This is a genomic window from Pontibacter locisalis (genome assembly GCF_042684605.1).
GTDB classification, from domain to species: domain Bacteria; phylum Bacteroidota; class Bacteroidia; order Cytophagales; family Hymenobacteraceae; genus Pontibacter; species Pontibacter locisalis.
In genome coordinates this window covers 108319-119575 of sequence record NZ_JBHULU010000022.1, presented here as the reverse complement: position 1 = coordinate 119575, position 11257 = coordinate 108319, and the positions used below count along the sequence as shown (strand labels likewise).

Here is an 11257-nt window from a genome sequence, read left to right as displayed (position 1 = left end):
TACCTCAGTTACCACTTGTAGTTTAAAGCCTAAGGGATAATCGCGCTGACTGCGCTTGCTTTTTTTCTCTGCTGCTTTTTCCATAATAGGTTGTTTTAAGTGTCAACCTATTTTAGGACGGGACAATAAACGCAAAAAAGCCTGTAAACTATTCATTTACAGGCTTCTCTAAAAATGATGACATTACCAGCAGAGAGTAAGGGATTCGAACCCTTGATACCCTTTTGGGGTATACACACTTTCCAGGCGTGCTCCTTCGACCACTCGGACAACTCTCTTTGTGATGCAAATATAGGCTATTCTACAGCACATCTGCAAATATGCATCCGGTATACTTTCACTTATCTATAGACTTATCTCTCCTCGCAGGTTCTGACACAGCAGCATCCGTGTCTGTTCATGGTCCAGTTCCAGTCCAAGCACATACATTAATTTGGTAATAGCGGCTTCGGTGGTAATATCAGCACCTCCTATTACTCCCATCTGCAACAGGTGAGTACTTGTTTCATACTGCCCCTGAATTACCCTGCCTTCGTCGCATTGTGAGACATTAAGAACATGAATTCCTCTGTCAAGGGCATCATGCAGCAGTTGAAGGAACCAGGGGGCAGACGGAGCATTACCCGAACCAAACGTTTCCAGCACCAATCCCTGCAAACCAGGGGATTGAAGTACACTCTGTACCACTTGCCGCGTAATCCCGGGAAATAACTTAAGAATGGCTACCTTATCGTTTAGCTTTTTGTGTGTCCTGAAAGCGTGCTTGGGGTGCGCCAGGATATCATCATAGCTATACTCTATATCGATACCGGTCTCGGCAAGCGGCGGATAGTTGTCAGACTTGAAGGCATCAAAATGACTACTCTCTACTTTCTTCGCCCTGTTTCCCCGCAAAAGCAGGTTCCTGAAATATATACAAACTTCCGGCACCATGCTTTTGCCATTTTGCCTCATAGCAGCAATCTGCAGGGCTGTTATCAGGTTTTCGCGGGCATCGGTGCGTAAGCGGCCCATAGGCACCTGCGCTCCTGTAAAGATCACCGGCTTCTGCAGGTTCTCCAACAAAAAGCTAAGTGCCGAGGCACTGTAAGCCATGGTATCGGTACCGTGCAGGATCACGAAGCCATCATACTTTTTATAGTTCTCCTCAATCAGCTTCGCCAGCATCAGCCAGTCTGCCCCCGATACGTTAGATGAATCGATGGCCGGCTCAATGCTCATCACCGTGAGCAGGTAATGGAACTGACTGATCTCCGGCACATGGTCCAGGATTTGCGAAAAGTTGAAGGGCACCAGGTGCTGTTCTTTTTTATCAAATACCATCCCCACTGTACCTCCCGTATAAATAATTAAAATGGATGCCTCCGGATCCTTGGGTGTGGCGGTGTCAATGTCTACTTTAATTACCTTCATTACTACAGCTTAAACAAGTTTATCGCATTGGCAGTCGTTCTTTCTGCTATTTCCTCCACTGGCTTATTCATTAACTCTGCCACTCTTTTGGCAATCAGCGAAAGGTATACAGGCTCGTTACGTTTGCCCCGGTGCGGTACAGGCGCTAAGTAAGGACAGTCTGTTTCCAAAGTCAGGTTTTCCAGGCTCAGGTGAGGGAGCACTTTGTCCATGCCGCCGTTCTTGAAGGTAGCCACTCCACCAATCCCCATTAAAAAGCCTAGTTCCTTTACTTTCTCTGCCTCTTCTACTGTACCTGAAAAACAATGAAATATTCCCTTTAGTGAACCATCCTGCGCAGCTGCAATTATTTCGTAGGTTTCATTAAAGGAGTCGCGGGTATGGAGCACAATAGGAAGGCTGTGTTTTTTTGCCAGCTGTACCTGCACCTTAAGCGCTTCCTGTTGCTGCGGAAGAAAACTCTTGTCCCAGTACAGGTCTATACCACATTCCCCTACAGCTGCAAACGCACGCTTATCCAGCCACTCCTCCACCAGGTACAGTTCCCGCTCAAAGTCTTTCCCTACCGAAGTTGGGTGCAGCCCCATCATGGGTACACAGATACCTGCATACTCCTCCTCCGCTTCCAGCATGGCATCTATGGACGTATGATCTATATTTGGCATATAGATTTTGCTCACCCCATCCTGCTGCGCACGCTCAACAGCCTGCGCACGATCCTCATCAAATTTCTCAGAATAAATATGTGCGTGCGAATCAACTAAGTTCATCTACAATAATCTTTTAACGTTGGCAAAATACCAACCTGATACTACTTCTGTTTTATAGCTGCAAGTTAGGAATTTAAAAATTGTTGGTTGGTGATAGTTCCTATACAGCTTTGCCTCCGGACATAGATGTACCCTTTCACTTGGGCAAGCCCCTTAATACTTCCTCCCTTTCCAGTTGGTCTTAACAGGAAGAAAGAAGAACACGATGAGGATAACAGAGGAAACCACCATGTAAATCTCAAACAGGATATAGAGCCACCAGGGGGCAGACCTGCCAAGCCGGCGCAGACAAAGGAAAATGTACACGCTCTGTAGCAGTAGTTTAAGTATAAAGATTGCCAGCATCACCGTTACCGAAGTATAGGCAAAGAATGGAAGCAGCACCGGGTAATAGGCTGCATGCATGATAAAAATGACAGCCATATAGAAAGGCAGGTGCATAGAGCCGCGCATCCAGCGCTTGCGTTGGTGCAAAAACTGAAACAAAGTGAAGGCCGGCGTAGACAGTGCCATAACACTGCGGTCATACACATTCCGGAAACTCCAGCCTTCTTTTAGTATCCTGTTGAAAATGGCAATATCCTCTGTAATCGAAAAGTCTATGCTCTCAAAGCCTCCCACATCCTCATAGGCTTTCCGGCGCAGCAGCATGTTGTTCCCCATGGTTGTAACAGGCAGTTTAAGGTCAGATACTACCTGCATTAACCCCAGTGAGTACAGCCAGTCCATAGCCTGTAGTCTCGAAAACAGATTGCTCCCACTGATGGTGGTAATACCCGTTACCACACCAACCGCAGGTTTCATCTCAGCCAGCATAGCCTCTATCCAGGTAGGTGGCACGGCAATATCAGCATCTGTGTAAAAGTAATAGTCTGTGCGCGCGATCTTAGCCAGTTGCGCAAGTACATTGGCTTTACCCCTGGCTTTACCAATGTTTTCAGATATGGTTATGCAGGTATAATTTGGTTTATCCCGAATAAAATCATCTATCACGGTACGGGTAGCATCGGTACTTCCGTCATCGCCAATCAGCACCTCTACCTTATCCCTGGGATAATCGAGGTTTTCAATGGCAGATAGACAGCGAATAATTGTATGTTCCTCGTTCCGGGCCGCTATCAGGATACTAACTTTAGGATATGCATCAGGTTTTAAGACGTACCGCTTTCGGTTTGCGACCAGAAGCCCCAATAGTAGCAGGAAAAGGATGAAGTAGAGTATAAAATAGGCTACTGAAAAGATCATAGCGTTTCGAAGGTGTAGCCCAGTTTGCTAAAGTGTTCCAGGTAACGGGGAAGCGCATACATCATATTTCTCCGGGCTTTCAGGCTGTCGTGGAACACGATGATGCTACCGCTTTGAGTACTCTCAATACTTTTTAAAAGGCACTTCTCCTGCGATAGCGAGTTATCATAATCGTTGGTAAGCACATCCCACATGATAATTTCATACTTCCCGCGTAGTTGCTTTGCCTGCTTACCTGTTATTCTGCCATAAGGAGGTCTGAAAAGATTTGTTGCAGGACTGGGAGCATACCTTTCCAGCTCCTGCTGGCACTGCTCCACGTTTCGCACATACCGGTCCTCTTTCGTGTTCCAGCCTTTCAGGTGATGGAAAGTATGGTTGGCCAACACATGTCCCTTATGTATGATCTTTTCAGTTACATCAGGGTGCTTCACTACGTTATCTCCTACACAAAAGAAGGTGGCTTTGGCACCATACTTTTCCAGTTGCTCCAGCACCCAGGGTGTAACTTCCGGAATGGGGCCATCATCAAAGGTAAGATATAGCTTCTTGCCGGATGCCTCTTTATGCCAGGTGTAACCCGGCAGCATTCTCTTTAATATCCAGGGAGTTTTAAAAAGGCGGATCAAAGCGACTTTAACATGTGATAAGGCAGGGACTCAGATTACTTAAACCGGCATGACAGCAAGGTGATGTCATCATTCAGAGCAGCTTCCTCATTGTACAGGTTTATCTCACGGAGCAATTGCAGGTGGAGCATCTTAGAGCTCAGGTACCTGTTTCGCTGCAGAAATGTTATAGTGCCCTCAATGCCAAACTCCGCCTCCTCTTCATCAAATACTTCCGTTAGTCCATCGGTATAGCAAAGGAGTACAGAGTTCTTTGGCACATTAACCCGTGTAACCGATAAAAATGGCAATACATCAAAGACCCCCAGCATAGTACAGCCTTCGCTCAACAGGCGGTGCGTATTATCATCGTGCAACAGGATTGGTGAATTATGACCTGCGTTTACAAAAGAAAGCTCCCGTTTTTTTCGGTTGTAGAGCCCCAGAAACATGGTGATAAACTTCTCAGCTATCGCGTTACGGTAGATCAGGTTGTTAAGCTCTGCCACTACCGTGTTCAGGTCTGCCGTTTGGCGCAGAATGGTTCTGAGGCCAGCCTGGAAGTTGGACATCAGTAAAGATGCAGGCACCCCCTTGCCCGATACATCGGCTACGCAGAAGACAAAGTTGTCAGCGTCTATCTCAATGAAATCGTAATAGTCTCCGCCAATGGAAGAATGCGGAATATAGCTGGCGTGTATAGTTACGTCTCTGTCGTTTGGTAGCGACTTTGGAAACAGCATTGATTGCACCTCACGGGCAATTTCGATTTCCCGCCTGATAGACTCCTGCGCCAGTCGCTGCCTTGCCAATTTGTGGTTTTCGATGGCCACCAACATGATATTACTCACAGTCTGCACAAAGCTCAGGGCTTCCATGTTGGTGTAGTATGGCTGAATCTTTCCTATCATTACAAAGGCAAGTACTTTGCCGTTGTGCAGGATGGGAATCACAATCTCAAAAGCCCGCCACTTCTTTTCGATCTTCAACTTAGAGGTACGGGTTATCTCCTTCAGCTTCAGTATCTCGTCCGGCATATCATGCTTTGTAAAATCCTGCTCGGTTCCAAAGCACACCTTGCACTCCCAGCTCTCATCATGCACAAACAGCACCAGGCGGCTGATCTGCAGCTGCGCCAGCAGCGTAAAACGATAGATTTTATAAAGCGCCGTTTCCGGTAAGTTTTCGTTGATAGCCTGGGTAATCTCAAGTAACGCAGATAGCTCCAGCTTTTTCAGGTTTAACTCCTGCTGTATGTTGGGTACGGTTATTTCAGGCATTCGAAAGTTTGATTTTCAATTTATAGCATCATGCACACCAACTGCGAAAATCAAGGTTCTGATACCTCAGCAGGAGGCGAAATGCAAGGTAAAAGTAGTAAAAAAAGTACAGCGAGGGCAGTTGTTAACTAAAATCATTTTTAAAATCCCCCTCTGTAACGCGGTGCGGAAACGACACTATACCAGCTTCTGTAGGCCTCAAACAGAATTATGCACTACTAATCCTGCTTTAGTTGCCAGAAAGTAATAATCCTGGCAGTGGCTACCGAATTCTGCCTCCTTGTACTCGTATTCAGTGTCCTGATCCGGGTATAGTATCTTCACATAACCTTGCCTGATCAACGACTGCAGGGCAGAACATATTTCATTATCGGTAAGAGAAAGGGTACTTTTCAGGTCAAGGTAAGACATTACAAAGTAAAGCTCATCCAGTATATCAAATTCATTCTCGCTCATGAGTTTCGTATTGTTCTTCCCTTCCATTGGTAGCGACCAAAAAGCCCCATTATGCCGGTTACTACCACATAGGGTACATACACCAGCTGCAAAGGAAACATGTGCCATAAATACTGCTTTCTGCCCAGGAAGTTTAGTATGCGTTCTAAAAATAAAAAATCAATAATAAACTTACCTATATAGGCTGAAACTAATAGCAGTAACGGCAATTTGCCAAATAAAAATAATGGGATACTTACGAAGAGTAGGAAATTAACAAGAAAAACAACCAACGCCACCAGCTGCACATGCAGGCTCTGATAAGCTTTCCATTTGCTGGCCCACCTTACACGCTGAGAGATAAAAGAAGACAGGGACTTGCGGGCCTCGGTATAAACAATCGCCTTCTTAGTTTTCAGGAAAACCGCCTTGCCAGGAAAGAGATTATTCACCTTGTGCAACAGGAACTCATCATCCCCGCTAGCGATCTGCTCATTGCCGGAAAAACCGTCCACTTCGTCAAAAACTGCCCTTGTATAGGCCAGATTTGCCCCATTACACATATTCGGTTTCGCCAGGGCCAGGGAAGCTCCGCCTATTCCGATCAGGCTGGCAAATTCCACCAGCTGCATTTTCTCAAAAGTAGAACTGGTTTTATGAAAGCAGACAGGGCCACTGATAAAGTATGACTTCTTTGTTTCATAAGTGTAGGCATACTGCAACAACCACTCCGGCCCTACACGGCAGTCACCGTCGGTTAACACAAGTAGCGCCCCCTGCGCCTCTTCTACCCCCTTCTTCACAGCTCCTTTCTTCATTCGCAAGCCGGCTTCACCATCAAGTTGCAACAGCTTTAAGCAAAGCTTAGAAGTGAGAGTATAGTTACGTACTAAGCAGGCGGTTTCATCAACAGAATGATCATCCACCACAATCACTTCAAAAAGCTCCTTCGGATAATGCTGTGCTTCCAGGTCGTGCAGCAGATCCACGATATGGCTACCCTCATTACGAACAGGTATGATCACAGAAAGGAATGTGGAAGGACTAAAGTCTGCAGGGGCATCGGCATCTGGAAGCTGCATCCAGGCTACCCAGCGGCGAAGCACCACCCAGGCATAGGCTAACAGCGATAGCCCTAAAAGCCAGATCATGCGGCTACTCCTTTCCGTGCTAATCTTAAACGCAGCACAAACACCAGCCCAACCGCGCTTGGCACAGCAATATTCAGGAGCCAAAGGCTAAGACTAGCGCTTAGTACCTGTAGTCGTGCCTGCCCCAATAAACCAAACAGGTACATTGCCGACAGCTCCCGAATACCCAGATCAGACAAAAGACTTACTGACGGCACCACAGACTTAAGAAAGAAAGTCCCTGAAACGCCACTCAGGTATTCCAGCGGGCTCAGTTCCACGCCGTAAAGGACAAGAAGCAGGATAAACTGAAGTAGGAAAACAAAATAACGCCCCAGCGACAACCAGAGCAGGCTTGTTATTTCTTTTTTATTGTAGGTTCCCATTACGGCCACGTACCGGACAAACGGCCGAAGGGGCTTTATGGCAGCCACTATGGCTACCATGGCTCTCGCATTATACAAAAGAAGCAAAGTAGCTCCACATAATGCCAGCAGCAGAAGTATCAGGCTCATAGCCACTGCCGGGTATTCCAGCCAGTAAAATTTTAGTACGAAGTATGTCAGGCCAATGGTACCCACCAGCACTGTTGCCACCAACTGGCAGTACCTGCCAATAAAGATGGCTCCAATGGCATCCAGGCGCTGCCTGCTCTTAAGCTCAAGTACGCGGCCGGCATAATCACCCAAACGATTAGGCGTAATAAAGCCAAGCGTTAGCCCCACCATTACAGCCCGGTAAGCTCTGATAAAGGAGATCGGTTCCAGTTTCTGACCGAGCAGCTGCCATTTACGGGCTTCAAACCCCCAGTTAATGGGTATTAACAGTGCGGCAAAGAACAAAAGACCTAAAAGGGGACTATCTAAAGCGCTTCTTAGAATACCTCCCCAGGTAAGGAATGTGTCTGGTGCAAAAAAAATGGTCTGGTAAAGCAGGTAAAGCGTAAGCAGCAGTACCAGCAACTTACCCGAGAGTAAAAGGAATCTCTTGTTAAGATTAATGTTCAAGATATTGTCTTAATTTTGTAGCCTTATGGTTTACTCTTCTGCACTTCCCCCTCACAAACTCATTCTTGGCATAGACCCGGGTACACAGGTAATGGGCTATGGCCTTATCGAAGTAACTGGTTCTAAGGTACAGGTGGTGCAGTATGGCGTTATCCACCTTAAGAGCTACAGCAACCACGCCGTCAAGTTAAAGAAAATTTTTGACCGAATGATACAGCTCATCGATGAGTACCTGCCTGATGAGCTTGCCATAGAGTCGCCTTTTTTTGGTGTGAACGTGCAAAGTATGCTGAAACTAGGTCGTGCACAAGGCGTGGCCATAGCGGCTGCACTATCCCGCGACATCCCTTATGTGGAGTATGCGCCTAAAAAAGTAAAACAGTCAGTAACGGGAAATGGGAATGCATCTAAGGAGCAGGTAGCCAGTATGCTGGTACAGATCCTGAAGATACAGCCAGACCCTAAGCTGCACGATGCCACTGATGCTCTGGGAGTTGCCCTCTGCCATCATTACCAGAAGGGAAATAACGCCAGACAGGGTGGAAAATCGTGGAAAAGCTTTCTGACGGATAACCCTGACCGGGTTTCTGGTAAATAAACCTCATGCATCTTATAAACCGTATGAGGTTGTACCTGTTTAAGGTACTCCTTTACCAATTATATAGTAGATTTGTATATTGATTGGTACAAACCGGCTTTAATGAATCAAGACAAAGATAAAACTAAAAATACCCGCACCCGCACATACGTGACTACCCGAAGGCTCGACAAGATCTTTGTAGAGCTGGCCGGTGTGTACCGTTTCATAGCGCGGTTCTTCAGAGAAGTTTTCTTTCCTCCTTATGAAATTAAGGAGGTGATCAGGCAGTGCTACGAGATTGGCGTTCGCTCACTTCCTCTTATTTCCCTGACAGGCTTCATCATCGGAATTGTATTCACCAATCAGTCCAGGCCCTCCTTAGCTGGCTTCGGGGCCACTGCTCTTCTGCCTGCCCTGATCTCTGTAGCCATAGTAAGAGCCATGGGCCCTCTGGTTACAGCACTTATTGCAGCAGGCCGTGTTGGTTCTAACATCGGCGCAGAATTGGGCTCTATGCGGGTTACGGAGCAAATAGATGCGATGGAGGTTTCGGCTACCAAGCCTTTTAAGTTTCTGGTGGTAACACGTGTGCTTGCCTCTACTCTCATGATTCCGGCCCTAACGATGTACACAACGCTGGTATCGCTGCTGGGAGGATATCTGAACGTGCACCAGAACGAACAAACTACACTTATCACCTTCTTCTACCAGGTTTTTGAGGCTATCACTTTCCTGGATATTGCCGCTTCATCAGTGAAATCAGTAATATTCGGTTTTACCATTGGGATGGTAGGCTGCTACAAAGGCTATAATTCTTCTAAAGGTACTGAGGGTGTGGGTAAGGCTGCCAATTCATCTGTGGTAACGGCCATGTTCCTGATATTTATCGAGGAGCTGCTCATTATGCAAATCGTGAACGCTTTAAGAATGATGTAAGGTATGGAGCAGAAGGAAATAAACCCACGGATAGACAGAAACGAAAAGGTCATCTCTATCAGAGGACTTAAAAAGGCGTTCGATGATTTTGAGGTGTTGAAGGGTGTAGACCTGGACCTGTTCAAAGGGGAGAACCTGGTAGTACTGGGCCGCTCCGGAACAGGTAAGTCAGTTCTGATCAAAATTATTTCGGGCCTGTTACAGGCTGATGAAGGGTATGTAAACGTTCTGGGGAGAGAAGTGGGTAAACTAACGCCTAAGCAATTAGACGAATTGCGGCTTAAGATTGGGTTCTCGTTTCAGAACAGCGCCCTGTATGATAGTATGACCGTAAAAGAAAACCTGGAGTTTCCGCTGGAACGGCATGCCAAACAAATGACTCAGAAGGAAAGGGATAAGATAATAGATGTTGTGCTGGAAGCTGTCGGCCTCTCGCAGGCGCTGAATCAAATGCCCTCCGAACTATCGGGCGGACAGCGCAAACGCATTGGTATCGCCAGAACCTTGATCCTGAGGCCGGATATCATGCTGTATGATGAACCCACCGCCGGGCTTGACCCGATCACCAGTATCGAGATCAACAAGCTGATTAATGATGTTCAGCGCAGGTTCAACACATCCTCTATCATCATCACCCACGACCTTACTTGCGCGCGCGCCGTAGGAGACAGAGTGGTTATGCTACTGGATGGACAGTTTCAGCGGCAGGGTTCTTTTGATGAAGTATTCGCCACAGACGATGAGCGGGTACAAGCTTTTTATAACTACAACTTTATAGACTAGATGAGCACTGGAAGTAATAGACCCACAGTAATTGTGGGCATATTTGTTTTTTTAGCAATCGTGATATTGGTGGCGGGCATTTTTATGCTGGCAGGTCAACAGAAGCGGCTGATCAGCACAATTGAAGTTAGTGCAGTTTTTGACGATGTGGCTGGCTTGAAAACAGGTAATAACGTCTGGTTTTCTGGTGTGAAGATAGGCACAATAAAATCTATCAGCTTTGTAGGAGATTCGCAGGTAAAGGTAACCATGCGGATTGAAGAGAGCGCACAGCAGTACATCCGTGAAAACTCCATTGCCCGTATCAGCTCCGAAAGCTTTATCGGCAATAAAAACATCGTGATCGAGGGCGGCACGATGGAGGCAAGTCCAGTGGAAGACGGTGACCAGATTTTGGCCATAAACCCGCTGAACACAGATGACCTGATGGATACCCTTCAGAAAAACAACAAGAACCTGGTTGCCATTACGAGCGACTTCAAAGTAATTACTTCCAGGTTGGTACAGGGAGAAGGCACTATTGGCGCCATACTCACAGACACTGCCATGGCAGATAACTTCCGGGCAATGGTGGCAAATATGCAGCGGGCCTCAAGAGAGGCCGCCGAGGCTTCCAATGAGCTTTCCAGGTTCACAACGAAGCTTAACAACCCGAGTGGACTTGCTAACCAGATAGCTACTGACACAGTGGTATACAGCAGACTAAAAACATCCATGGCTCAATTAAAAGAGGCCACAACCTCAGCCTCTGCGATGATGCAGAATTTGCAGGAGGTGTCGGCTAAACTGGATAATGAGAACAATGCAGTTGGTGTGCTGCTTTCAGACGAAGAGTTTGCGCGCCAGTTACAGACGACCATGCGTAACCTGGAAACCAGCACCCAAAAGTTTGATGAGAACATGGAAGCCCTTCAGAACAACTTCCTGTTGCGCGGATTCTTCCGGAAACAAGCGAAACGAGAGGCCGAAGAAAGACTTCAGAAAGACTTGGAGCAGCAGCAACAGGACGAGCAATAAAGACATACTGTCATAAATAAAAAGGGAGCTTGAAAATTCAAGCTCCCTTTTTA

General features: G+C 46.7%; 12 protein-coding genes and 1 tRNA gene. 4 read left to right on the top strand and 9 right to left on the bottom strand.

Annotated elements, in window-relative coordinates; translation table 11 throughout:
* Positions 1-190: 190 nt before the first annotated feature.
* The 9 genes from ACFSRY_RS18620 to ACFSRY_RS18580 all read right to left on the bottom strand — a co-directional run bounded on the left by ACFSRY_RS18620 (position 191) and on the right by ACFSRY_RS18580 (position 7888).
* A tRNA-Ser gene (locus ACFSRY_RS18620) sits at positions 191-278 on the bottom strand.
* 67 nt (positions 279-345) lie between these two features.
* A complete protein-coding gene (locus ACFSRY_RS18615) occupies positions 346-1413 on the bottom strand; it encodes an asparaginase (RefSeq protein ID WP_377511603.1) in 1068 nt (355 codons plus the stop codon).
* Positions 1414-1415: 2 nt separating this feature from the next.
* The gene (locus ACFSRY_RS18610) at positions 1416-2183 is read right to left on the bottom strand and encodes a TatD family hydrolase (protein ID WP_377511600.1); all 768 of its coding nucleotides are present in this window, start codon (positions 2181-2183) and stop codon (positions 1416-1418) included.
* Positions 2184-2336: 153 nt separating this feature from the next.
* The gene (locus ACFSRY_RS18605) at positions 2337-3428 is read right to left on the bottom strand and encodes a glycosyltransferase (RefSeq protein ID WP_377511597.1); all 1092 of its coding nucleotides are present in this window, start codon (positions 3426-3428) and stop codon (positions 2337-2339) included.
* On the bottom strand, positions 3425-4057 hold the full coding sequence (locus tag ACFSRY_RS18600; RefSeq protein ID WP_377511594.1) for a polysaccharide deacetylase family protein: 633 nt from the start codon (positions 4055-4057) through the stop codon (positions 3425-3427). The genes ACFSRY_RS18605 and ACFSRY_RS18600 overlap by 4 nt, the downstream gene beginning before the upstream one ends.
* Positions 4058-4092: 35 nt before the next feature.
* Positions 4093-5316 (bottom strand): PP2C family protein-serine/threonine phosphatase, encoded by a 1224-nt coding sequence (locus tag ACFSRY_RS18595; protein WP_377511591.1) that lies wholly within the window; start codon positions 5314-5316, stop codon positions 4093-4095.
* 198 nt (positions 5317-5514) lie between these two features.
* Positions 5515-5772, bottom strand: coding sequence for a hypothetical protein (locus ACFSRY_RS18590; protein ID WP_377511588.1), 258 nt, complete (start codon positions 5770-5772; stop codon positions 5515-5517).
* On the bottom strand, positions 5769-6902 hold the full coding sequence (locus ACFSRY_RS18585; protein ID WP_377511585.1) for a glycosyltransferase: 1134 nt from the start codon (positions 6900-6902) through the stop codon (positions 5769-5771). Before ACFSRY_RS18585 ends, ACFSRY_RS18590 begins: the two co-directional genes overlap by 4 nt.
* Complete coding sequence (locus ACFSRY_RS18580) at positions 6899-7888, bottom strand: lysylphosphatidylglycerol synthase domain-containing protein (RefSeq protein ID WP_377511582.1); 990 nt, start codon at positions 7886-7888, stop codon at positions 6899-6901. Before ACFSRY_RS18580 ends, ACFSRY_RS18585 begins: the two co-directional genes overlap by 4 nt.
* Before the next feature lie 25 nt (positions 7889-7913).
* On the opposite strand from ACFSRY_RS18580, the gene ruvC reads away from it, so the two are divergent.
* From ruvC to ACFSRY_RS18560, 4 genes are all read left to right on the top strand, one after another.
* On the top strand, positions 7914-8486 hold the full coding sequence (ruvC, locus tag ACFSRY_RS18575) for a crossover junction endodeoxyribonuclease RuvC (RefSeq protein WP_377511579.1): 573 nt from the start codon (positions 7914-7916) through the stop codon (positions 8484-8486).
* Between the two features lie 102 nt (positions 8487-8588).
* Positions 8589-9404, top strand: a complete 816-nt coding sequence (locus ACFSRY_RS18570; RefSeq protein WP_377511576.1) for an MlaE family ABC transporter permease — start codon at positions 8589-8591, stop codon at positions 9402-9404.
* Positions 9405-9407: 3 nt separating this feature from the next.
* Positions 9408-10187, top strand: a complete 780-nt coding sequence (locus ACFSRY_RS18565) for an ABC transporter ATP-binding protein (RefSeq protein WP_377511572.1) — start codon at positions 9408-9410, stop codon at positions 10185-10187.
* On the top strand, positions 10188-11204 hold the full coding sequence (locus ACFSRY_RS18560) for an MlaD family protein (RefSeq protein WP_377511569.1): 1017 nt from the start codon (positions 10188-10190) through the stop codon (positions 11202-11204).
* The last annotated feature ends 53 nt before the right edge of the window (positions 11205-11257 follow it).

Excerpts from the sequence above, each read along its gene's own strand:
- ACFSRY_RS18615 (WP_377511603.1), bottom strand. The coding sequence starts at position 1,413 with ATGAAGGTAATTAAAGTAGACATTGACACCGCCACACCCAAGGATCCG.
- ACFSRY_RS18610 (WP_377511600.1), bottom strand. The coding sequence starts at position 2,183 with ATGAACTTAGTTGATTCGCACGCACATATTTATTCTGAGAAATTTGAT.
- ACFSRY_RS18605 (WP_377511597.1), bottom strand. The coding sequence starts at position 3,428 with ATGATCTTTTCAGTAGCCTATTTTATACTCTACTTCATCCTTTTCCTG.
- ACFSRY_RS18595 (WP_377511591.1), bottom strand. The coding sequence starts at position 5,316 with ATGCCTGAAATAACCGTACCCAACATACAGCAGGAGTTAAACCTGAAA.
- ACFSRY_RS18590 (WP_377511588.1), bottom strand. The coding sequence starts at position 5,772 with ATGAGCGAGAATGAATTTGATATACTGGATGAGCTTTACTTTGTAATG.
- ACFSRY_RS18585 (WP_377511585.1), bottom strand. The coding sequence starts at position 6,902 with ATGATCTGGCTTTTAGGGCTATCGCTGTTAGCCTATGCCTGGGTGGTG.
- ruvC (WP_377511579.1), top strand. The coding sequence starts at position 7,914 with ATGGTTTACTCTTCTGCACTTCCCCCTCACAAACTCATTCTTGGCATA.
- ACFSRY_RS18570 (WP_377511576.1), top strand. The coding sequence starts at position 8,589 with ATGAATCAAGACAAAGATAAAACTAAAAATACCCGCACCCGCACATAC.
- ACFSRY_RS18565 (WP_377511572.1), top strand. The coding sequence starts at position 9,408 with ATGGAGCAGAAGGAAATAAACCCACGGATAGACAGAAACGAAAAGGTC.
- ACFSRY_RS18560 (WP_377511569.1), top strand. The coding sequence starts at position 10,188 with ATGAGCACTGGAAGTAATAGACCCACAGTAATTGTGGGCATATTTGTT.